The 21,078-nt window shown below is 62.8% G+C and carries 19 protein-coding genes; 12 read left to right on the top strand and 7 right to left on the bottom strand.

Going from position 1 to position 21,078, the window contains the following annotated elements:
• Both hutI and hutG read left to right on the top strand, forming a co-directional pair.
• Entirely contained in the window at positions 1 to 1,224 is a 1,224-nt protein-coding gene (gene hutI, locus HAQ05_RS11525; RefSeq protein WP_190420560.1) for an imidazolonepropionase, read from the top strand.
• Positions 1,217 to 2,020 carry an N-formylglutamate deformylase gene (gene hutG / locus HAQ05_RS11520; RefSeq protein ID WP_190420558.1) on the top strand — a complete coding sequence of 268 codons (804 nt, stop codon included), beginning with the start codon at positions 1,217 to 1,219 and terminating at the stop codon, positions 2,018 to 2,020. The genes hutI and hutG overlap by 8 nt, the downstream gene beginning before the upstream one ends.
• A gap of 83 nt (positions 2,021 to 2,103) precedes the next feature.
• On the opposite strand, the gene HAQ05_RS11515 is transcribed toward hutG, so the two are convergent.
• Together HAQ05_RS11515 and HAQ05_RS11510 are read right to left on the bottom strand one after the other, a co-directional pair.
• Entirely contained in the window at positions 2,104 to 2,961 is an 858-nt protein-coding gene (locus tag HAQ05_RS11515) for a transporter substrate-binding domain-containing protein (RefSeq protein ID WP_190420556.1), read from the bottom strand.
• A gap of 99 nt (positions 2,962 to 3,060) precedes the next feature.
• Positions 3,061 to 3,849 carry a HalD/BesD family halogenase gene (locus HAQ05_RS11510; protein ID WP_190420554.1) on the bottom strand — a complete coding sequence of 263 codons (789 nt, stop codon included), beginning with the start codon at positions 3,847 to 3,849 and terminating at the stop codon, positions 3,061 to 3,063.
• Between the two features lie 106 nt (positions 3,850 to 3,955).
• Between HAQ05_RS11510 and HAQ05_RS11505 the strand changes: the two genes are divergently transcribed.
• The 5 genes from HAQ05_RS11505 to HAQ05_RS11485 all read left to right on the top strand — a co-directional run bounded on the left by HAQ05_RS11505 (position 3,956) and on the right by HAQ05_RS11485 (position 8,313).
• Positions 3,956 to 4,855: a LysR substrate-binding domain-containing protein gene (locus HAQ05_RS11505; RefSeq protein WP_190420552.1), complete on the top strand. Its 900-nt coding sequence runs from the start codon at positions 3,956 to 3,958 to the stop codon at positions 4,853 to 4,855.
• Between the two features lie 151 nt (positions 4,856 to 5,006).
• Entirely contained in the window at positions 5,007 to 5,549 is a 543-nt protein-coding gene (locus HAQ05_RS11500) for a cysteine hydrolase family protein (protein ID WP_190420550.1), read from the top strand.
• 3 nt (positions 5,550 to 5,552) lie between these two features.
• Positions 5,553 to 6,572 carry a helix-turn-helix domain-containing protein gene (locus HAQ05_RS11495; protein ID WP_190420548.1) on the top strand — a complete coding sequence of 340 codons (1,020 nt, stop codon included), beginning with the start codon at positions 5,553 to 5,555 and terminating at the stop codon, positions 6,570 to 6,572.
• Between the two features lie 131 nt (positions 6,573 to 6,703).
• Complete coding sequence (locus HAQ05_RS11490) at positions 6,704 to 7,588, top strand: DMT family transporter (protein WP_190420546.1); 885 nt, start codon at positions 6,704 to 6,706, stop codon at positions 7,586 to 7,588.
• Positions 7,589 to 7,908: 320 nt separating this feature from the next.
• Entirely contained in the window at positions 7,909 to 8,313 is a 405-nt protein-coding gene (locus HAQ05_RS11485) for a response regulator (protein ID WP_190420544.1), read from the top strand.
• A gap of 43 nt (positions 8,314 to 8,356) precedes the next feature.
• Here the strand turns inward: HAQ05_RS11485 and HAQ05_RS11480 are convergent, their stop codons facing one another.
• The 4 genes from HAQ05_RS11480 to HAQ05_RS11465 form a co-directional block, all read right to left on the bottom strand.
• Positions 8,357 to 12,943, bottom strand: coding sequence for an autotransporter outer membrane beta-barrel domain-containing protein (locus HAQ05_RS11480; RefSeq protein WP_190420542.1), 4,587 nt, complete (start codon positions 12,941 to 12,943; stop codon positions 8,357 to 8,359).
• Positions 12,944 to 13,327: 384 nt separating this feature from the next.
• Positions 13,328 to 13,900: a type 1 glutamine amidotransferase domain-containing protein gene (locus HAQ05_RS11475; protein ID WP_190420537.1), complete on the bottom strand. Its 573-nt coding sequence runs from the start codon at positions 13,898 to 13,900 to the stop codon at positions 13,328 to 13,330.
• Positions 13,901 to 14,071: 171 nt separating this feature from the next.
• Complete coding sequence (locus tag HAQ05_RS11470; RefSeq protein ID WP_190420535.1) at positions 14,072 to 14,323, bottom strand: PepSY domain-containing protein; 252 nt, start codon at positions 14,321 to 14,323, stop codon at positions 14,072 to 14,074.
• Positions 14,324 to 14,403: 80 nt separating this feature from the next.
• Positions 14,404 to 15,738 carry an MFS transporter gene (locus tag HAQ05_RS11465; RefSeq protein WP_190420533.1) on the bottom strand — a complete coding sequence of 445 codons (1,335 nt, stop codon included), beginning with the start codon at positions 15,736 to 15,738 and terminating at the stop codon, positions 14,404 to 14,406.
• 415 nt (positions 15,739 to 16,153) lie between these two features.
• Between HAQ05_RS11465 and HAQ05_RS11460 the strand changes: the two genes are divergently transcribed.
• Positions 16,154 to 17,062, top strand: coding sequence for a helix-turn-helix transcriptional regulator (locus tag HAQ05_RS11460; protein WP_190420531.1), 909 nt, complete (start codon positions 16,154 to 16,156; stop codon positions 17,060 to 17,062).
• 7 nt (positions 17,063 to 17,069) lie between these two features.
• Here HAQ05_RS11460 and crcB read toward each other — a convergent pair whose 3' ends face one another.
• On the bottom strand, positions 17,070 to 17,447 hold the full coding sequence (gene crcB / locus HAQ05_RS11455; RefSeq protein WP_190420529.1) for a fluoride efflux transporter CrcB: 378 nt from the start codon (positions 17,445 to 17,447) through the stop codon (positions 17,070 to 17,072).
• 91 nt (positions 17,448 to 17,538) lie between these two features.
• Here crcB and HAQ05_RS11450 point away from each other — a divergent pair, with 91 nt between their 5' ends.
• From HAQ05_RS11450 to HAQ05_RS11435, 4 genes are all read left to right on the top strand, one after another.
• On the top strand, positions 17,539 to 18,162 hold the full coding sequence (locus tag HAQ05_RS11450; protein WP_190420527.1) for a hypothetical protein: 624 nt from the start codon (positions 17,539 to 17,541) through the stop codon (positions 18,160 to 18,162).
• Positions 18,163 to 18,241: 79 nt separating this feature from the next.
• Entirely contained in the window at positions 18,242 to 19,282 is a 1,041-nt protein-coding gene (locus tag HAQ05_RS11445; RefSeq protein WP_190420525.1) for a hypothetical protein, read from the top strand.
• A 2-nt stretch (positions 19,283 to 19,284) separates the two neighbouring features.
• Positions 19,285 to 20,376: an HBL/NHE enterotoxin family protein gene (locus HAQ05_RS11440; RefSeq protein ID WP_190420523.1), complete on the top strand. Its 1,092-nt coding sequence runs from the start codon at positions 19,285 to 19,287 to the stop codon at positions 20,374 to 20,376.
• Between the two features lie 6 nt (positions 20,377 to 20,382).
• Positions 20,383 to 21,024 (top strand): hypothetical protein, encoded by a 642-nt coding sequence (locus tag HAQ05_RS11435; protein WP_190420521.1) that lies wholly within the window; start codon positions 20,383 to 20,385, stop codon positions 21,022 to 21,024.
• Positions 21,025 to 21,078: the final 54 nt, after the last annotated feature.

Below are 21,078 nucleotides of genomic sequence, written 5' to 3'. Positions count from 1 at the left end.
ATGAAAACCCTTTGGCACAACTGCCACGTCGCCACCATGGCCGGCGGCAGGTATTCGATCATCGAGGACGCGGCAATCCTCAGTGCGGGTACCCTGTTGGAATGGGTCGGCCCGCTGGCCGAAGCGCCGGCCGTAGAGGGCGCGGCGGTGGTCGATTTAGCTGGCGCCTGGGTCACCCCGGGCTTGATCGATTGCCATACCCACAGCGTGTTCGGCGGCAACCGCAGCGGTGAGTTCGAACAGCGCCTGCACGGCGTTAGCTACGCCGAGATCGCCGCCGCCGGTGGCGGCATCGCCAGCACGGTGCGCGCTACGCGCGCCGCTACGGAAGACGAACTGTTCGCCAGTGCGCGGCGGCGCTTGATCAGCCTGATGCGCGAGGGTGTCACCACCGTAGAGATCAAATCCGGGTACGGGCTGGACTTACCCAACGAACGCAAGTTACTCCAGGTGATCCGGCGCCTGGGCGAAGTCTTACCGATCAGCGTGCGGGCCACATGCCTGGCCGCCCACGCGCTGCCGCCGGAGTATGCAGGCCGCGCCGACGACTACATCGCCCACCTGTGCGACGTGATGCTTCCGGCGTTGGCTGCCGAGGGCCTGGTGGACGCGGTGGATGGGTTTTGCGAATACCTGGCGTTCTCGCCCGCGCAGATCGAAAAGGTGTTCATCAAGGCACAGGCGCTGGGCTTGCCGGTCAAGCTGCACGCAGAGCAACTGTCGTCGCTGGGCGGGTCGAGCCTGGCGGCACGCTACCAGGCGTTGTCGGCCGACCACTTGGAGTTCATGACCGACACCGACGCCCGCGCCATGGCTGCCGCAGGCACGGTGGCCGTGCTGCTGCCGGGGGCATTTTACTTTTTGCGCGAAACCCAGTTGCCGCCGCTGGATGCGTTGCGCCAACAGGGCGTAGCCATCGCCATCGCCAGTGACCTGAACCCTGGCACATCCCCGGTGCTGTCGCTTCGCTTGATGCTGAACATGGCCTGCACCTTGTTCCGCATGACCCCCGAAGAAGCCCTGGCGGGGGTGACCCTGAACGCCGCCAAAGCCCTCGGGCTGGGCCACAGCCATGGCTCCCTGGAAGCCGGTAAGGTCGCCGATTTCATAGCCTGGCAGATCGATCGCCCGGCCGACCTCGCTTACTACCTGGGCGGCGACCTGAGCAAACGCATCGTGCGCCATGGCGTCGAATTGTCTAACTGGGAGCACCTTGATGGATAACGTCCTCAGCTTCAAGCGCGGCCACGTGCCCCTGCTGATCAGCATGCCCCACCCAGGGCTGCGCCTGACGCCAGCGGTGGAAAACGGCCTGATCGACCCGGCGCGAAGCCTGCCGGACACCGACTGGCACATTCCACGGCTGTACGAATTTGCCGATGCCCTGGGCGCCAGCGTAGTGGCCGCGCAGTACTCGCGTTTCGTCATCGACCTGAACCGCCCGGCCGACAACACCCCGCTGTACGCCGGCGCCACCACGGGGCTGTATCCGCAAACGTTGTTCGACGGCACGCCGCTGTTCGAGGCCGAGCAGGCGCCTTCGGCCGCCGAACGTGAACGCTACCTGGAGCACATCTGGAAGCCGTATCACCACACCCTCGAACAAGAACTCGCGCGGCTGAAACACACCTTCGGTTACGCCTTGCTGTGGGATGCGCACTCGATTCGGGCCGAGGTGCCGCACCTGTTCGAAGGCCGGCTTGCGGATTTCAACCTGGGCACGTTCAATGGCGCCAGTTGCGACCCTGAATTGGCGGCGCGCCTGGAGGCCATCTGCGCGCAGGCCGAAGGCTATACCCATGTGTTGAACGGCCGCTTCAAAGGCGGCCACATCACCCGCCATTACGGCGCCCCGGCGCAACACATCCATGCGGTGCAATTGGAGCTTGCCCAGCGTACCTATATGGACGAGTTCGAACCGTTCACCTATCGCGAAGGCTTGGCAGGCCCGACGCAACAGGTGCTGCAGCAGCTCTTGCGCAGCGTGCTGGAATGGGGCAGGGCGCGTTACGGCCGCTGACCCAGCCGGCGCTGCAGCCAGGGCGCCAAGGCGCCCTTTTTCAGGCCATGGGGGCGCCGGGGGCGGGGCATTGGCCAGCAGGCTTAGGGCGCAATATCGGCCTTGAACCATTTTTCGGCGAGCCGTTTGACGGTGCCGTCGGCCAGGGCCGCGCTCAGGGCCTCGTTGAACGGGGCCTTCAAATCCGCGTCAGTCTTCCTGAAGGCCAGTGCTTCGCCCGGTCCCCAGATCGGCCCGCCAAGCTTCGGGCCGACCATGTGCACGGCTTTGTTTTCCGGGTTCTGTAGCGCAGAAGAAAAAAACGTGACGTCGTCGAAAGCGACGTCTATGCGGCCCGCGTTCAGGTCCATCAGGTGCTCGCCGGAGGTTTTATAGACGCGAATGGTGGCCACGCTTTTGAAGTTTTTCTCTATGAAGTCGGTATAAGCCGTACCGGACTGAATGCCGATGGTCTTGCCTTTGACCAGCGCCTGCAGTTGGGCCAGGGTGGCTTGGTCCTCGGTTGGATCGCCGCTGAGCTTTACCGTGTGGTCGCTTGGCGCGTTTGCAATCATTGCCGGGTCGGTGCTGACGAACACGGCTTGGGTGGCTGCATACGGCCTTGAAAAGTCGACGACCGCCTGGCGCTCCGGGGTGATCATGATGGCATCCATCATCATGTCGAATTTGCCGGCATTAAGGCCGGCGATCATCCCGTCCCAGTCCTGGGCTTGTAGTGTGCAAACGAGCTTGAGCCTGGCGCACAGGTCTTTTAGCAGCTCAGGTTCGAAACCGGCGATTTCGCCGTTTGGCAACGTCATGTTCCACGGCTCGTAAGCGCCTTCGGTCGCCACGCGAACGGTTGTCCAGCCCTTGGCGGTGGCCGGGCCGGTAAACATCAAGCTGCCCCCCAGTACGGTATAGGTGAGCAGGTCGCGGCTGAAGCGAGTGAACGATCGCATAGGTTTCCCCAAAAAGGTGAAAAGGATCGGCAGGGGCAAGGCATGACTGCGATAAAACCGCGTCGGTAATTATTGTTTTATGCGTAGGCTGGGGGAAGGTCAGGCGGTTCGGCCGTAAAAGCCAAGTTGTTCTTCGGCGCTGAACAGCACGCCGGGTTTTTCGTAGTACGAGAACACGGCGACGATGCGTTCGCGGTGGCCGCGAACCGGGGTGACGCGGTGGGCGGTATTTTTACCTCTAAACACATTGAGTGTTCCGGCGCGCAGCTTGAGCGTTCGCACCTGTGGGTCGCATTGCTCCAGTAACCGGGCAACACCCGGGTAATTAGGGTCATCCTCGCTGCGCAGGTTGCTGCGGTACTGGAATTCGCCGCCTTCGTCAGGGGCCTGCAGCATGAGCGTGGTGGTGAACTCAGAGCGATCGAAGTGCCAATTCAAGGTTTCGCCTTCGCGGTAACTCATCACGTTAACCCGTGCCAAGGGGTCGGCCATCACATGCAGTGTCGGCTTCTCCATTGCCGCGGCCAGAAATACCAGCAGCGGCGGGTACTCATACACCTCGCTGACCAGGTTGCCCTGAAGTTGGTCCGCGCACAGGGTGTGGCTCACCGTCTCGACGGTGCGCAAGGCCGGGTGGTTTGCCGGCAAGCCCTCGATGTGGGTTTTAAAATAAATATTGTGCGTGCGCCTGTGGGTATGGGAATCAGTGGCCATGGCCGGCTCAATTTGCGCGGCCGCCCGGCGCACGTCGCCTTCCTGGATAAAACCTTCCAGGTTGAACATGCCGTTGCGCTGCAACGCCTCGCGCGCCTGCGCAACCAAACGGTTCCACGCCGCGCTGCCTTGGCGATCGAGGGGGTAACGGTGCAGGTCTATGATGCTGTCCATGATGGCCCTCTTGGTGTAGATAGCTGCAACGTACCCGAGGAAAACCTGCGCAACAACGGCATAAATTGTTAGGCTGCCCCTAATAAAACTTACGGGGCGCCCCCGCATGCACCGGTTACCTCCTCTTAATGCGGTTCGCACGTTCGAAGCCGCTGCACGCCTTGGCAGCTTCGTGCTGGCGGCGGCCGAGCTGGGCGTGTCATCCGCGGCGGTGAGCCAGCAGGTTCGCCACTTGGAGGGTTACTTTGGCAAGAAACTGTTCGTGCGTAACGGTAACCGCCTAAGCCTGACCGATGCCGGCCATGGGATTTACCCGCAAACCTCGCGGGCACTGGGTGACATTGCGGCAATGACCGTTCGCCTACTGGAAGGCGAAATGCGCACGCGGCTGATCGTGAGCGTGCCGTTTTCCCTGGCTGAATGCTGGCTCGCGCCGAGGTTGTCGGAGTTGCTGGAGACCTACCCGCAACTGTCGGTCGATGTGCGGGTGGAAGACGACCCGGTCGACCTCGCCCGGCATGACGTGGACCTGCGTGTCAGTTATGGGGATTATCACTACCCCTCCTGTGAGGCTATCGCTTTGTTTCACGACGAAGTGCTGCCCGTATGCGCGCCCGAGCTCTGGTACCGCCACGGCAACAAGCATTTTGACCTCGCGCAGCTTCACGAAAGCTTGTTTATCCATACCCAGTGGGGCCCTAACTATGCGTCGCATCCGACCTGGAGTGACTGGTTCAGCAGCGAGCCGGGGCATCACTCGCCGGACCCGGCCCGTGGCCGCCGCTCGGGCTTATCGAGCTTGTCGGTGACCCTCGCCACCCTCGGGATGGGCGTCGCGTTGGGGCAAAAGGCGATTGTGCAGCGGCATTTGGACGCTGGCCGCTTGATCGCGCTTTCGGCGCGGGAGTTGAAGCTCGGCCATGGCTATTGCGGCTTTGTGCCAGGGGCCAAGCAGAGCCGGGCGGACGTGCAGAGGCTGATTGGCTTATTGAGGCGCTTGGGCTGATTGGGCGCTGCCCGGCAAGGCTGCCAGGTTAATGTTTGGGTGGATGTCCGAAACCGTCCTCGGTTGGTCCCATAGGTCACTGTTCCGTGCCCTTGCGCACGCCGTATGCTGCGTCCACCATCCACTGTATGGCAATGCCCAAGGAAACCCCATGGCCCTCAGCGCCCTTATCGTCATCGATGCACAAGAGTCTTTCCGCCATGCCCCTTACTGGTCCGAAAGTGACCTGCCCGATTACCTGGAAAAACAGCAAGCGCTGATCAGCGGTTGCGCCGAGCGGGCCATACCGGTGGTGCAGATTTTCCACCTGCAGGAGCAGGGGCCGTTCTCCCTGGCGTCCGGCCAGGTCAAAGCCTTGAACGAACTGTCGATCAGCCCTAACGTCGCCTTTCATAAACGTTACCACAGCGCATTGGCCGGCACGCCGTTGGCAGCCTGGCTGGCGGCGCGCGGTATCAGCAAGCTGATCATCAGCGGCATTCGCACCGAGCAGTGCTGTGAAACCACTGCACGCCACGCATCGGACAGCGGGTTTGCCGTGGACTACGTGAGCGAAGCGACCTTGACCTTTGCCATGGTCCACGCCGGTAGCGGGCGCACCTACAGCCCCGCTGACATTCGCGAACGCACCGAGTTGGTGTTGCAGGGGCGCTTCGCGCGCATTGCCACGGTCGCCCAGGCGCTTGAGGGCTAGGCGGTGGCGACCCCGGTGCTGTTCGTGTTGCTGCCCAATGTGCTGATGCTTGACCTGGTGGGGCCGGCCGAAGTACTGCGGTTGGCCTCCCACATGGCGGCAGCCGAGGCGCAACTTAGGGGAGAACCCAGCGTAGCCTTCGACTTGCGGTACGTTAGCCCAGTGGCAGCGGTGCAAACCTCGCTCGGTTTGCCCCTGTCTGGGTTGGCGCCTCTGCCCGAGGCACTGGCACCGGGCACCCTGGTGGTGTTGGTCGGCTCCACGTCCAAGGTTACGGCGGCGCAGCAGCGCGAATTCGAGGCGGCCAGCAGCGTGCTCACCGGCTGGCTGCGGCGTGTGCTGGCGCCGAGCAGCACGCGCTTGTTGTGCGTGTGCGCCGGGGCGTTGAGCGCCGCCCGGGCCGGGCTGCTCGATGGCCGCCAGTGCACCACCCACCACACGCTGTGTGCCACGTTACAGGCCATCGCCCCTGCGGCCTTGGTGGTGCAGAACCGGCTGTACGTAACAGACGGCCGGGTCAGCAGCAGTGCTGGCATCACCGCCGGTATCGACTTGATGCTGCACCTGCTCGCCGAGTTGGCCGGGCCGCGGCTCGCCTGTGCGGTTGCACGGGAGATGGTGGTGTACATGCGCCGGGCGGGCGCTGACCCGCAGTTATCACCGTGGATCAGCGGGCGCAATCACCTGCACCCGGCGCTGCACCGGGTCCAGGACGCCGTGGCGGCGGCCCCCAGCGGTGACTGGAGCGTCGAGCGCATGGCGCGCATTGCCTGCACCAGCAGCCGGCACCTGGGCCGGCTGTTTCACCAACATGCAGGCAGCAGCCCGCTCGACTACCTGCACCGGCTGCGGGTGGCCCTTGTCCGGGAATTGCTTGCCCAGTCGACCCTGGACCTGGAAACGGTCGCGCAGCGCGCAGGCTTTGGTTCGGCCCGCCACCTGCGGCGGATCTGGAACAAATATGAACCGGCACCGCCCTCATACAGCCGCTCGCGGCCGAGCCACGGCGCCTCACCCCCCTGAGGTGCGCCGCCGTGGCTTGCGCTGCGCCTTGCAAACGCAGCCGCGCGGCACTATGTTTTGGGTTCCTGGGTACCGCTGATGCACCACTTCTGGCCAGGCGTTCGGTATAAACGCCTGCCTGGGAGTGAGTTATGTCTCAACGCAGCTTCTGGTTGCTGGCGCTTATCGCCGTCACGGCGGTGTGGGGTTGGAGCTTTGTCGCCAAGCACGAAAGCCTGGCGGGTCTCAGCGCCTCGGCCCTCAATGCCTGGCTGTTTATTGTCGCCGCTGTGGCCTTGTTCCCCTTCGCCAAGCGCTCGTTACTCCGATTGCCAGCGCGGGGCTGGGCCTGTGGCATCTCGGCCGGGGCGGTGCTGTTTATCGCGTTCCTGCTGCAAACCAGCGGCATGGCGTACACCACGGCCTCCAATGCAGGGTTCATTACCGGGTTGTGCAGCGTGTTCGTGCCCCTCATATTGTGTTTGGCAGGCCGCGGGCGCCCGCGAGCCCGGCAGCTTATCGGAATGCTCATCGCGCTATGCGGGCTGGGTTTTCTGAGCCTGGAGGGGTTCACCTTGCACATCGGTGACCTGCTTATCCTCGGCTGCGCAGTAGCCTTCGCGGTGCATGTCGTGGTGCTCTCGGCATTCGCCGCAGAGGCCCCCCCGCAGGTATCGGCCTTTTTACAGTTGGCCACCGCAGGCCTGCTATCGCTGGGGTGGAGTGTAGCCATGGGCGAATGCTCGCTACCGCGCTCGATGTCGGCAACCCTCACCCTGCTGGTGATAGCGCTACTGGGCACCGCGCTGGGTTTCTACATCCAAACCCGCGCGCAGGCTGTTATACCCCCACAACAGGTGGCGTGGGTGTTGATGTGCGAACCGGTCTTCAGCGGGGTGTTTGGGTACTTGCTGGCCGGGGACCGCTTAACTACCGGCAAGGCGATTGGCGCGACCTTGGTTTTAGTGGGTATCGTCGCCAGTGAATTGCGTACGCCCCCGCGCCGTGCCCAGCGCCCGCTCAGGCTTACGAATTGAACGGTATAGGCACCGCTGGCTACCCGCGTTCCCCCAGGGCACTTCAGCGCATCCCAGGCAGTCACGGGAGGGAACGAATTTCCCCCGGCAGGGGTCCGATAAGCTAGTGTGGTGTCTGAGACGTTGGCTGCACAATTTTGACGGTGCCTTGTGCTGTGCCGGGCGGCATTGCCGCTCCTTGCCATAGCGCTGCTATGGCAAGACGGCGCCTTGCCCGGCAATAAAATTCAGGTGGCAATCTTGTACGACGGTTATCACCAACAGGGTATGGCCGACCGCTGGAACACCCCTTGCAACCCGTTACCGCAGCAGACTGATTGATGAGTAACTTGCAGCCTTGCATCGCCTTGCAGCCTTCATCGTGTGTCCTGGTGGTCGAGGATGACGACATCCTGCGCCTATTGACCATGGAAGTGGTGCTGGAACTGGGCTTACCCGTGGTGGGCTTCACCAACGCCGACGAAGCCATGGCTTATATCAGCGGCGGCGGCGCGGCGGGCCTGGTGATCACCGACCACAGCATGCCCGGGCAACTGACCGGCGGTGAATTAGCCATGCTATTGGTGCAGCAACGCCCGGGGCTGCCGGTGATCCTGACCAGCGGCTATGGTTACGCTGCCGAGCAGGCGGCGCCAGGGGTCACGTTTTTGCCCAAACCCTGGTCGGTGGAGTTACTGGCGACCCTGGTACTGAGCTTGTTGGGCGCCTGCGCTGCCAGCGCTTGAGGCGCGGCTAGCGCGGCCAGCAGCGGGGCGCGTCCATGGGCCGCTAGAAAGCCCAGTTCACCGCGACGCTGGCGCCTTGGTCGGTGTAGTCGCTGCGCTGCTGCACCGAGTAATTCACGGTTAGCTGGGCATCGCCCGACAATGGCGCCACCAGGCCTACGCCACCACGCACCAACCAGGGGCTGGGGTCGCTACCGCGGGTGCTGAAGCGTTGCCCTGGCGCGCCGGCAAAGCTTGCGCTCAGCGCCGGGTCTTGGTTGATCACGTCATAGCCAACCCCCAGGTTCAACCGCAACGCAGCGCCACCCGGGCTGAAGGTATGCTCAAGGCGCCCGTCGAGGCCTGCGATCAGTTGGTCGGTTTGCCGGGCCTGGACCGTCAATAGCAGCGGGGCGATGTCGCTGCCGCCGTCTTCCTTGTAGCCGTCGTCTCGTATGTGGCTATAGTCCAGCCGTAACGAAGGCGTCAGGCGGGTGGCCGGGCTTAACGCATAGGCGTGGCCCGCGCTGGCGCCAAAGGTCGCGAACAGGCTGTCGTATTGAGCTTTGGCGGCGCCACTGGCGCCGCTGAGGGCGAGGTCGCGCTGCGCATCTACCCGATTGTGGCCGGCCCCGGCATATACCAGTAGTTCGGTGTCTGGGGCCAAGGTGTAGGCGCTGTAGCCGGTGAACTGCCAAAGGTCCAGGCGGCTGTTTTGTGCAGGGTTGACGCTATCGCCCGCCGTGTCGCCACGGGCGTAGGCGAAGGCCATGCCGATGCGTTGGCTGGGCGAGATGCGCGTATCGAAGCCCATCACCTGGCCGGAGCTGCCGCTGGCGCTACCCTTGCTGCTGCCCAAGGTATTGAAGGGTTGGCTCCAGTAACTGGGCGCCAGGCTTTGCCGCAGGCCGATGCCCGGGTCGCTTGCCGGCACCAGCCGGGCTTGCAGGGCGTCGCTGATTGCCCCCAGCGCCGCCTGGCTGGCGCGCAGGTTGGCATTGCCACTGGGCAGCGTTTGGGCAAGGTCATGCGCTACCTCGGCCGATGAGGTAGCCGCTACGAAATACGGCGCCAACGCGCTGCTGCTGCCTTGGGCGAACTGGGCATCGAGCACCCGCGCAACACCGGCGGCCTGTTCCAGCCCGATGCTCGCGACCGTCGCGCTGGCGCTGGTGCTCGTTTTCGCGCTGAGGGTGAGGTCTACGTGGTTGTCGACTTTCTGCGCATTGAAGTCGAACAGCGCCGAGTTAGTGGTGACGGCAAACGTGCCGTCGGATACCAAGGTGCCGGCGCTCAGCACATATTCCAGGCGATCCGCGGTAAACGGCTGGGTGGCCTGGGCCACGTCTACGTCGATGCTGGCATCGCTCGGCAAACTCGCCGTGCCGGTGACCTGCAGGCGACCATAGCGTTCGCTGTCGCTGACGGCCACTTGCAGTACAGCGCCGGTTTTTTGCGTATAGTCGCCCACCAGGGTCGCCGCGTCACCGCCCGCCTGCAGCGGGGCTTGCAGGCGCAGTGTGCCACGGTTAACCAGGCCCTCGACCTGCCAGGTGGTGGCGTCGGCCAGGGTGAAATGGGCGTTGCTGTAGACGTAGGCGGTGGTGTTCGGGGCGTATACATCGCCGGTGAAGCGTGCGTTATCGCCAGCGATGTACAGCGCCTCAAGGGCGCTGTCGTCGTCCACGAACAGGCTGTACTCACTGCCACTGAGGGTGCCGCTGTTGACCAGGCCACCGCTGATCGTACTGTTGTCGATTTCAAGGCCGACGCGTTGGCCGCTGACGGTGCCGCTGTTAACGATCTGCCCGTCCACGGTGCTGCCTGCCAGGCGGATGGCGCTGCTGTTGGGATCTACGGTGTCGGGGTCTGCGCCGGTATCCGTGCCGATATAGCCGCTGTTGCGCAGGTCGCCAGCCACGGTCGTGCTGTCGAGGGCCAGCGCTTGTTGCGCGGAGACGATTTGGCCGCGGTTGTCGAAACTGCCGCCCACGGTGCTGCCGGTGAATAGGGCGCCATAGATCAAGCCACTGATCAAGCCGCGGTTATCCACCCCCTGGTCAATTTCGCTGGCGTTCACCCGTACACCACTGCCGTCGTTATTGAACTGAATGTCTTCGCCGCGCACAGTGCCGGTGTTGACCAGGCTACCTTGCAGCACCCCATTGTCGAACTCGATACCGACGGCCCCGGTGATCTGCCCGGAGTTATCGATATCGCCGTCGATGCGCTCGCCATTGCTGACCAACAGCGCTGAGCCGAAATTCCCGCCGTAGAGGGTGCCGCTGTTGACCACATCGCCGGTCACGCGCCCGGCATACAAGCCCAAGCCACCGGCACCACTGCCGCTGTTGAGGATCGAGCCGCTGTTGCGGATGTCGCCGTCGATGCGGGTGCCCTCCACCGACAGTTGGCCGCTGCTCACATAGATCGTGCCGGTGTTGGTCAACCCACCTAAGCTGCCGCCCTCGATCCACACGCCCTCGCCAGAATTGATCAAACCATTATTGATCAGCCCCCCGGCGATCACGCTATCGCGCAAGCGCAGCGCGGTAAGGCCTTCGAATAGCACCCCGGTACTGCTATTGATAAAGCGGCCCTCGATCGTGGCGTTTTCGAAAAAAGTATTGCCGCTCAGGGTACCGGTATTGACCACGTCGCCAGTGACCACGGTGCCATTGGTCAGCGCCAGCGGCGACTCGCCGGTGAGGTCAGCGCTATTGCGTACATCCCCCTCGATGCGGCTGTTATCCAGCCAGATCGGGCTCACCCCACCGACCAGTTCACCGCTGTTGATGACATCACCCAGCACCGTACTGCCATGCACGGCGATGCCATAGTCGGCCCCCTCGATGCGCCCACTGTTGCGCAAGCTACCCACCTCGCTGTCTTCGATCAGCAAGCCGGTGCTTTCGGCCCCACTGGCCGCGAGGGTGCCGGCGTTGGCTACACCGCCGTCCACTTGGCTGGCGCTGATGCGGATAGCCGCCACGCTGCCGCTGACCGAGGCACCGGCGCTGTTGGCCAGGCGGCCGCTGAGGTGGCTGTTCTGAATGTCGATACCGTAGGCGCTGCCCTCCACTTGGCCATTGTTGCTCAGCCCGCGCAGGCTCGAATCGTAGATGCCCACGGCGCTGGCGGGGTCGAGCAGGCCGGGGTCGTCTGGGGCAGCGCCAATGCCGATGTAGCCGTCGTTCTGTAACCGTGCATCCAGGGTGCTGCCGGTGATCTCCAGTGCCTGGCCCGGTGACGTGATATCGCCCGAGTTGAGTAATGCGCCATGCAGGGTGCTGCCTTGCAGCCGCACGCCAGCGGTCAAGCCGCTGATGCTGCCGCGATTATCTAGGCTGCTACCCAGGCGGCTGTCGACTACCTGCACGCCGATGCCGTTGTTATTGAACTGCACGTCTTCGCCGTCGACAGTGCCGGTGTTGATCAGGCTACCTTGCAACACCCCGCCGTTGAACTCGATACCGATGGCCCCGGTGATCTGCCCGGAGTTATCGATATCGCCGTCGATGCGCTCACCATTGCTCACCAGCAGCGCCGAGCCGAAGTTGCCGCCATAGAGGGTACCGCTGTTCACTACATCGCCGGTCACCCGCCCGGCGTACAAGCCCAGCCCACCGGCGCCACTGCCGCTGCTGAGGATCGAGCCGCTGTTGCGGATGTCGCCGTCGATGCGGGTGCCCTCCACCGACAGTTGGCCGCTGCTGAGATAGATCGTGCCGGTGTTGGTCAGCCCACCCAACTGGCCGCCTTCGATCCACACGCCTTCGCCGGAATTGATCAGGCCGTTATTGACCAGCCCGCCGGCGATCACGGTATTGCGCAAGCGCAGCGCGGTAAGGCCTGCGAATAACACCCCGGCATTGCCATTGATGAAGCGGCCTTCGATCGTGGCATTTTCAAAAAAGCTATTACCGTTCACCGTACCGGTGTTGACCACGTCGCCAGTTACGACCGTGCCGTTAGTCAGTAACAGGGGGGTATCGCCGCCAGAGAGCACCCCGGAATTGCGCAGCGAACCTTGCACGCGCGTACTGTCGAGCAGCAGGCTGGCGCCGCCGCCGTCCAGGTTGCCGCTGTTGAGCAGATCGCCGATCAATGTGCTGCCCACCAAGCCAATGCCGAAATCACTGAAGCCGCTGAGGTTCGCACTGTTGGCCAGGTCGCCCTGCACGGTGCTGTGGTCGATGGCGATCAGGCTGTTGCCGGTGAGCGTGCCCGCATTGGCAAGCCCTGCGGCCAGGGTGGCGTTGCTGACCGCAATCGCCGCACCACTGCCTTCGATGCGGCCCTCGGCGCCGTTATAGAGCCTGCCCGTGAGGCCACCACCACTGATGACAATGCCAGCCGTGCTGCCGGTGAGTTGGCCGCTGTTGACGATTCGCCGCGCCAGTACGCCATCGATGCTGAGGACTGGGCCGTCAATGACGGTGATCTGGGTGCTGGCCGGGATGTTCACGCTGGCACCGGCGCCAAGGTTGCAAGTGCTGGTGCCTGAGGCACAGGTGGCGGCACGGCTGCCCTCGGCGCTGAGCAGCCCGGCAGCCAGCATCACGGCCAGGGCCAAGCGATGGGGGGCGAAGGGTGTAACCCTGGGAAAAGCGGCCGACGGCATAGACTGACCAGGGTTGCTTGTGTCCATATTGGCACCCTGTGCGCGGGGGAAAGTGGATTGGGTATAGGTGGCCGAGCGGGGGGTGTCAAAGCGGTGCACTAGGCGAGTCAGGTTTTCCGACGAAACGCTGATTACGCTACCAACGCTCGTGAATCGGCCATGGCAGCCAAGATGTCGGCGGCGGGCGGGGGTGAGGCTTGGGTGAGGCCGCAGCCCCTCGTAAAAGCCTCGAAGCGTGAATATCGTTGCCGCCCAAGGCGGCTTGGCGGAGTGGCGGCAGGGCCACGCAGAGGAGGGCATTGTGGCCTGGCAGAAGGGGGCGCCACCCAGGGGGTACCCCCTCCTCGAACAGCACGCCAGGGCGCGTGGGCAACAGCTGCACCCCACACCCTGGCTACGTTGGCAGAAGAATCAAGCAGCTTTGCGCGCCTCGAGCGCCTGGGTAATGGCTTCGTTGAAGGCCGGCAGGTCGTTAGGGTTGCGCGAGGTGATCAGCGTCCAGCCGTTGGCGCCACACTGTTTTACTTCGGCATCCACCCAGGCGGCCGCCTTGGCGTTTTTCAAGTCGGTACTGACGCTAGGGTAGGACGTCAGCGTTTTACCTTCCACCACCCCGGCATTGATCAACAGCCAAGGGCCGTGGCAAATGGCGGCAACGGTTTTGCCCGCGTCGGCGAACGCCTTGACCAGCGCTTGCGCGTCGCTGTCCTGGCGCAAGGTATCGGCATTGACGGTGCCGCCGGGGATCACCAGTGCGTCGTAATCGGCCGCGTTAACTTGTGCCAGCTTTTGCGTGGATTTAACCGTGGTGTCTTTTTCGGTGTCACCGACGAACGTCTGGGTAGTGCCGCCGCCGCTTGAGGCATGCACCACGCTTGCGCCCTCGGCTTGCAACGCCTGAACCGGTTTGATCAGTTCGTCGCGTTCAATACCGGTGTCTGAAGTAATGACCAGTACTTTCTTGCCTTGTAGTCGATTGCTCATTGGGTTTCCTCTGTTCTGCAGTTGAATGGACAGGCCTGGCAGGCCAGGGGTACACAACAGTGGAGGGGAATGGGCGGGCAAAGGTTCAAGGTGATTCGGCGTGGGCGCACGGGGCCAGCGGCAAGCCGGCCGAGGGGCCCCGCCGAGGGGGGCGTAGCTGCTTGCCCCGCACTACATGTCCATTTCTTCAGTGATCTGCTTGCTGTGCGGGTCCACCTTGAAATCGTATGGCATGCCGTCGGTTTTTATCCCTTCACCTTCCCAGTACCCGTCGTCGGCCTCGATTTTGGTCACCTGGGTGTAGCCGGCGGCTTTGAGCAGGTCCCTGGCCTGGGCCTCGGAGATCCAGTCTGGGCCGGGCTGGTCGGCGTAGGCGTTGATGGCCAGCGCCGCGCCGAGGGCGAACAGGGCGATGCGTTTCATGGGGCAAACTCCTTGTGGGTGGTGAGCCTAGGAGTTTAAACGGTGGCCGGGGGGGCCGGCCACCGGGGCGCGGGGAGGCCTTAGTGGGCCTTCAATTCAATGCGGTACAAGCGCCCGAGCAGGAACGAATACGACAGCGTGCCGATCAACGCTACCGCACCGATGAACCAGAACGCGTTGGCGAACGAATGGGTGGTTTGCACGATGGCGCCGATGGCGATGGGTGTCACGATCCCGCCAATATTGGCCGCAAGGCTGGTGATACCGCCGGTCAGGCCGATCAGCTCTTTGGGCGCGATTTCTGACACGGCCGCCCAGGACGCCGAGGCAATGCCCTGGGCAAAGAAGGCGCAGGTGAGCACGGCGATGCACACCAAGTTTGAGTCCGTGAAGTTCACCAGCACGATCGACATGCCCAGTGCCGAGCCAACGACCAAGGGCAACTTGCGGGCGAACGACAGTGAGTAGCCACGGCGAATCAACAGGTCAGACACCACCCCGGCCAGCAGGATGCCCACCGTGGCGCCAATGAATGGCAGCACGGCGAAAATCCCGGCCTTGATCGTGCTCATATGCCGTTCTTCGATCAGGTAGGTGGGGAACCAGGTGAGGAAAAAATACAGTGCCGACGTGCTGGCGAACTTGCCCAGGCATATGGCCCACACCTGCCGATAGCTCATCAGTTCACCGACCTGGCGCCAACTGAAGCGGGTGCGTTGCTCGCTGCTCTTGACCAGCGCACCGCCTTCTTCGATGTAAGCAAGCTCCTCGGCGCTCACCTTCTTGCAGGTGCCAGGGTCGCGGTATAGATACAGCCATGCCAGGCCGAACACTACGCCTACCACACCGGTGCTGTAGAACACGTGGCGCCAGCCCCAGCTCGTGGCCAACCACATCAAGGCACCGGTGAACAGGGCGGTGCCCAGGTATTGGCCGCACACGTATATGCTGCTGGCGATACCGCGCTCACGGGCCGGGAACCACACTGTGACTGCCCGGCTGTTGGCCGGGAATGCCGGGGCTTCCAGCGCCCCTACCAGCAAGCGCAGGCCGAACAGCGAGGCGAAGCCACCGACCAGGCCTTGGCCAACGGTGGCCAACGACCAGGTGACCAACGACGCCCCATAGGCCAAGCGCGAGCCTAGGCGGTCAGCGACGAAGCCCGCCGGTACCAGGGCAAAGGCGTAAGTCCAGGCGAACGCGGAGAAGACCAAACCCATCTGGATTTTGTCCAAGCCCAGGTCTTTGGACATGAACGGGGCGGCGATCGAGAGGTTCACCCGGTCAACATAGTTGATGATGGTTGCAATCAGCAGCAACGAGAGCATGAACCAGCGCCGCCGGGTAGGCAGGCGCCGAGTGGGGGCGGCATCACGAGCCGCAGCGGCCTGGTGGGGCTGGGAAAGGGTTGACATGCGAATGCCTCTTTTATTGTTGGATAGGTTGTAGCATGGGGCTGTGCAAAGCCGGGGTCCGGCGGGTAGCCATGGGTGGAGGCGAACGCGGGTGAGCGGTAGGGGGCATCATTGGGCAAGCACCGGTTATTTATTGTTGAGGGATGCTGTTAACGATGGTGTTAGGTTATCGTACAAGGCACAAAGATCAACCGCTTATACCCCCCGACAAACCTACCCGTATGCAAGTGCTTATTTTTGTCCAAGCGCGGCCCCCTGCCAGGGGCTGGCATGGCCCGCGGGTTTAGCGTGGTAATGCTTGAGCTAGAGCGGTCGTGGCAAGCGCCGAAGGCGACCGGCATTTGGATTCGCGCGCAGGGTAGAAAAAACGCCCGATGAGGCGTTTTAGTCATCGTACAGGCTGAAAGGAGTGAGCATGGCTTCCACCGCCCGGGTTCCCACTTATGGCATGCGCCAGCGCAGTGACCGTACCGATTTCCACATTCGCGAAAAGAGCCTGGGTAATGCCGAGGGCGGCGCCCACCGGCATGAGTATTTCCAGATCCAGGTTAACCTCGGCGCGCCGACCACCCAGCGTATCGGCAATGTCGAGCGGCCGTTTGCCGCGCAGGCGCTGGCGTTCATATTGCCGCACCGTATTCACTACATTCCCCCCATGGGCCAAGGCCATTGCCTGTTGATCAATTTCGACCAACACCTGTTGCTGCCGCACTTGGACTGCTCACCGCTGGACCTCGAAGACGTGCCACTGGCGCGGGCCCCGGAATTGGCGCCGTTTCGGTTTCAGCAACACTTGGATTTCGTGCTGGGCGATGCGGACTGGGCCGATGCCCTGGCCTTGCTGGCACGCATGCGTGGGCTGGACCAAGACCGCGAATTTGGCACCCGTGAGTACCTCAAAGGCTGCCTGCTGCAATTGATCGCGCTGGTGTGCCGGGCATACGCCCAACCGCTCAAGGCCTTGGCGGCCACCAATGCGACCACCCTCAGCCGCCGTGACGCCCTGGCGCGCATGACCGACTACGTGCGCAAACACTTGGCCGACCCCGCGCTGGACCTGAAAACGGTAGCCGCGGCCACTTACCTGTCGCCCAATTACTTGACCCACTGGTTGCGCAAGGAAACCGGAAAAACCTTTAGCGAACTGGTGCTGGAGCGGCGCATGCATTTGGCCCGCAGCCTGCTGTTGGGCAGCGAACGCTCGATCGGTGACATCGCCGGGCTGTGCGGTTTCGCCGACGAGGCGTACTTTTCCCGGCGCTTTCGCCAAGCCCATGGCATGGCACCTTCACAATTCCGGCGGGGCCAGCAGGGCGACGGCTGAGCCGGGCTCAGCCGAGCCGCTGGACCAAGGCGAAGCCGGCGATGGTCATTGCCAGCGAACCCAGTACATGCACCGCCACCGTGGCCAACGCCCAGCCATAACGGCCCTGCTGCAGCATGCTGACGACCTCGGCGGAAAACGTCGAGAAGGTGGTCAGCCCGCCGCAGAAACCCGTGGTGATCAGCACCCGCCAGGCAGGGTCCAGGTTGGGGTAGCGGCTGAAGAAAGCCATGGCGCAGCCAATGATAAAACCGCCGATCAGGTTGACCAGCAAAGTGCCCAGTGGCAGTTGGGGGAACAGCGCGTTGAAGCGCAGGCCCATGAACCAGCGCAGTACGCACCCGGCCGAACCGCCGATGATCACTGCGAATAATCCGTTGTACATGAAGGTTCAGGTCTACTGTAAAGCGGCCTATGCTAACCACCCTATGGCGGCGCTGCAATGTGCTGCGAAACAAAACCCAAAGGGGCCCGTAATGAAGCTGCACCACGTTTTGCCTGCCGTGTTCGCCATTACCACTTTGCACGCCTTCGCCGTGCAGGCTGCCGACGCGCCGCCCGGCATGACCGAAAAAGTCCGCGGTACGCTGGTCTCTGGCAGCGCCGAGGCGGTGACCTTGCGCACCGCCAGTGGCGAAGTGCTCAACGCCCGGGTCACGCCCGCCACGCGCATCAATGCGGTATCGGCGGCGACCTTTGCCGATATCCACCCCGACAGCTACATCGGCACCGCCGCCGCCACCCAGCCTGACGGCACGTTGCAAGCGATCGAGGTGCACATTTTCGCCCCCAGCCTGCGCGGCAGTGGCGATGGCCACCGGCCGTGGCAGGGCAGCGACGGCAACCAGGCGACCATGACCAACGGCACGGTGGGCCAGTTACAAGGCCAGGATGGCCGGCAGTTGGTGGTGCGCTATGCCAATGGCGAGCAAACCGTGCGTGTACCGGCAGGGGTGCCGGTAGTGCGCCTGGATCCGGGCACCCCGGCATTGTTGCTGCCCGGCGCGAAAGCGATCGTGGTCGCAGCGCCCGGCGAGGATGGCCAGCCACAGGCGCAGTCCATCGCCGTGGGGGTCGGTGGGCTTACGCCACCGATGTAAACGAAAGGCGGTAGTTGGCTAACGCACCGGCAGGTGCAGCGGTAGGGATCATCGGTGAATCCATCATGGAGGATACCGAATGTCCCAACCCATACTCATCAGTGCCTACATTCAGGCGCTCGAAGCCGCGGCTAACGCGTTGTACACCTGCCAAAGCCGCGCCCTGCTGGTTAAACGCCAGGCGCCGGCCTATCACTGGCTGGAGCCCCAGCAAATTGCGCCATTCGAGGCGACGCAAAAAAGTGCCTGGGCCTCGGCTACGCAGGTGCTGGATAAAGGCATCGCAGCGCTGATCACTACGGTCAAGGCCAACCAGGGCTTGTTGACCAGCCTCAGTCATATCGGTGCTTCGCTCGGCGACACCGCCGCGCTGGCAGCGCTGTTGCAATCGAACGTAGCGCGGGCCAGTGCTCACGCCACCGAATTAAGCTCAACGGTTGCCCTCATCAAAGACCAAGTCGATACCTTGCTCCCGCAGCTTGATGCGCTGGTGCATGGCGAGCAAGGCGCCGTGGCCAGTGGCAGCGTCAAGGTCGACACGCTCAAGCGCGACATCGAGGCGCTCAGTAAGCGCTTGCACGAGATCAACCTTCAACTGATCGAACTGGCACGCAGCCAAGGCAGCCTGATTGGCGGCTGGGTTACGCATACCGTGAAGATTTTACCGCCGGTGAAGGCCGTCGCTGGCCCCCCAGGCAAGGGCGACGAGGGTATGGTGATCGAACGTATCGAAGTAGACGTTAATGCCTTTGCCGAAGCGAGCGCCCAGGCCCAAGCCCTGAAGGCCGAGTCCGACCGTGTGTTCAAGCGCCTGGCCGGGCTTTACGTATCGCTGTTCGAGCAAAAGGCAAGCATTGCCGTCACGCTGGCTTTGTTTCAAAGCATCAAGGATCTCGCCGCTTCGCTGGGCCGGTCATTGGATAAAACCAACGCGCTGGACACCCTCTGGCGTGAGCTGGCCGAGGGCTGGTCGGAAAAATCCTTCCAGCAACTGCTGGCAGAACGCACGGCGCTGGTGACCGGCCTGCAGCGAATCGAAGCTATTGGTAAAGAACTGAGCGGCAGCGGTTTCGTCAATCGCCAGGTGCCCGTAAGCATCGTCCATACCCAGGAGGCATGACTATGAAGGATCATTCCTATGTCAACCGAGAGCTAGAAAACTATCGGGCCTCACTGGGCCAGCAAGGCTCCGTCGCCATGGTGATGCAGGGTTATGCGCTGAGCGTGCAAAAGCAGCCGCCCATTCCTCGTTACCCCACCAACAAAGACATCGACGCCCTCGGTAAACGCGCCAACACCCACTTGCTAAAAGCGCAGGCTAACGCGGCGAACTACCTTGACCGTACCCAACGCATGATCATCGTCACGTTGGATGACATGGAACACTATTTCAAGTCGCAGCTTGAATTCGGCAAAGTGCTGAGCAGCACCATGGCCAACACCGAAGCCATCAAAGTGTTGGACTTATTGGCGCATAAGTTGGACGGTTACATCGATGCCGCCAAAGACGTGGTGGTAGAAGTGACCCAGGTGCGTGATGCGTTTTCTCAAGACCAACGTGCCTTTCGTTCGGTCGCTTACGACGCCACGGTACTCAAAGAGGCTCAGCAAGGGGTATTGACCGAGCTGCAGTTGCAATTGGAAGAGGCCGAGAAGCAATTGCAGGCGATGCACCGTAAAAGGATTTTGGGGATTTTCGCCATCGTCAGCGGTGCGATAGTCATCGCCTTGGGCAGTTTACTCACCGCGGGTGCCGCGACGCCGTTGGTAATCAGTGGCGGCATGGCGATGATCGGTAAAGGTGTCGATGCCACCGCCGGTGGCATCACGGGCTACCGAGAAGCGATGCGGCACAAAAGTAATGTGTTGGGCCACATCCACCAAACCGAGAGCGGGATTTTGTTGTTGTCGAACATGAGCGCTTCGATGGTTGCGATCGCTGATGAAGCCAGCAGCGCGGTGGATGCCTCCCAGGCGATGCTCAATGGCTGGACCCTGCTGCAAGGTTCGTTGGCGGAGCTTAAAAATGACATGGCCGCCGGCAAACAGTATGTGGACGTGCTCAGGGAGGCGATCATTGCTCAAGCTCGAGGCGGCATCAGCACCATCGAGAACGACATCAAGACCCTGCGCGCGCAAATGAGCGGGGCCAAGATCGTTGCGCCCAGTGGGCAGACCCTCGAACAAGCCATGGAAACCGCGCTGGCAGCCTAGGGTTACATGAAAGCTAATGCCATGGCGTGTGATCAATTGCTCGGGCAATGGGACACCGCCTATTTAGCGTTAAGCCATTCGGGCCAAGGGTTCACGCTGGGGGACGCATGGGTTCCCCAGCCCTGGCCCAGCGCGCGCACCTGGCCCGTTGCCGTCGAAAACACGTTACAGGCGTTTGAAACGCAATTGCCGCAGCCGAACGACGCCCACCAACGCCACCCCAGCGAGCGTGAATGGAGGTGGCTTCGCGACGGCTTGGAACTGCTGATCAAGGATGTCCAGGCCGGCCGTGATCGCCTGCCCAAGGCCGATACGCTGAACTGGTTGCACACCAGGGTCGAAGCCCTTTCCGCCGCGGTGGCCCAGCCCCGTGAGCGATGGTCGCGGCTTACCGGGTTACCGGTCAGGGTCGGCGTGCCGGTCTCTGGCACCTGGGCTGAGTTCGCCAGGGCAACGTTGCGGCATTACCGGACACTGCATCATGTATTGCCAGCCATTGCTGCGGCGTTGCAGTCGTTACTCAACCAGTTGTACACCGTGGCAGACGTGCTGGACAGGCTCATCCAGGACGTCGATACGGCCCGCCAGGTGGGAGCGCCATGCGTGGTGGTGGGCCATATTGCCGCCCTGCGCCGGGCGCTGGAATAATCGCAGCGCAAGGGAACCGGCTTTGCCTCGGACACGTCCCAAGCAAAGCCTGGG

Origin of the sequence: Pseudomonas typographi (assembly GCF_014694385.1) — a bacterium.
GTDB lineage: Bacteria > Pseudomonadota > Gammaproteobacteria > Pseudomonadales > Pseudomonadaceae > Aquipseudomonas > Aquipseudomonas typographi.
The sequence above is the reverse complement of the archived record's forward strand: the minus strand, read 5'-3'. Positions and strand labels throughout refer to the sequence as shown.

What these genes read in the sequence shown, in the direction of transcription:
- crcB (WP_190420529.1), bottom strand. Translation starts at nt 17,447, where the DNA reads ATGTACAACGGATTATTCGCAGTGATCATCGGCGGTTCGGCCGGGTGC.
- HAQ05_RS11505 (WP_190420552.1), top strand. Translation starts at nt 3,956, where the DNA reads ATGCACCGGTTACCTCCTCTTAATGCGGTTCGCACGTTCGAAGCCGCT.
- HAQ05_RS11470 (WP_190420535.1), bottom strand. Translation starts at nt 14,323, where the DNA reads ATGAAACGCATCGCCCTGTTCGCCCTCGGCGCGGCGCTGGCCATCAAC.
- HAQ05_RS11510 (WP_190420554.1), bottom strand. Translation starts at nt 3,849, where the DNA reads ATGGACAGCATCATAGACCTGCACCGTTACCCCCTCGATCGCCAAGGC.
- hutI (WP_190420560.1), top strand. Translation starts at nt 1, where the DNA reads ATGAAAACCCTTTGGCACAACTGCCACGTCGCCACCATGGCCGGCGGC.
- HAQ05_RS11450 (WP_190420527.1), top strand. Translation starts at nt 17,539, where the DNA reads ATGAAGCTGCACCACGTTTTGCCTGCCGTGTTCGCCATTACCACTTTG.
- HAQ05_RS11490 (WP_190420546.1), top strand. Translation starts at nt 6,704, where the DNA reads ATGTCTCAACGCAGCTTCTGGTTGCTGGCGCTTATCGCCGTCACGGCG.
- HAQ05_RS11480 (WP_190420542.1), bottom strand. Translation starts at nt 12,943, where the DNA reads ATGGACACAAGCAACCCTGGTCAGTCTATGCCGTCGGCCGCTTTTCCC.
- HAQ05_RS11445 (WP_190420525.1), top strand. Translation starts at nt 18,242, where the DNA reads ATGTCCCAACCCATACTCATCAGTGCCTACATTCAGGCGCTCGAAGCC.
- HAQ05_RS11475 (WP_190420537.1), bottom strand. Translation starts at nt 13,900, where the DNA reads ATGAGCAATCGACTACAAGGCAAGAAAGTACTGGTCATTACTTCAGAC.
- HAQ05_RS11440 (WP_190420523.1), top strand. Translation starts at nt 19,285, where the DNA reads ATGAAGGATCATTCCTATGTCAACCGAGAGCTAGAAAACTATCGGGCC.
- HAQ05_RS11485 (WP_190420544.1), top strand. Translation starts at nt 7,909, where the DNA reads ATGAGTAACTTGCAGCCTTGCATCGCCTTGCAGCCTTCATCGTGTGTC.
- HAQ05_RS11500 (WP_190420550.1), top strand. Translation starts at nt 5,007, where the DNA reads ATGGCCCTCAGCGCCCTTATCGTCATCGATGCACAAGAGTCTTTCCGC.
- HAQ05_RS11435 (WP_190420521.1), top strand. Translation starts at nt 20,383, where the DNA reads ATGAAAGCTAATGCCATGGCGTGTGATCAATTGCTCGGGCAATGGGAC.
- hutG (WP_190420558.1), top strand. Translation starts at nt 1,217, where the DNA reads ATGGATAACGTCCTCAGCTTCAAGCGCGGCCACGTGCCCCTGCTGATC.
- HAQ05_RS11460 (WP_190420531.1), top strand. Translation starts at nt 16,154, where the DNA reads ATGGCTTCCACCGCCCGGGTTCCCACTTATGGCATGCGCCAGCGCAGT.
- HAQ05_RS11465 (WP_190420533.1), bottom strand. Translation starts at nt 15,738, where the DNA reads ATGTCAACCCTTTCCCAGCCCCACCAGGCCGCTGCGGCTCGTGATGCC.
- HAQ05_RS11515 (WP_190420556.1), bottom strand. Translation starts at nt 2,961, where the DNA reads ATGCGATCGTTCACTCGCTTCAGCCGCGACCTGCTCACCTATACCGTA.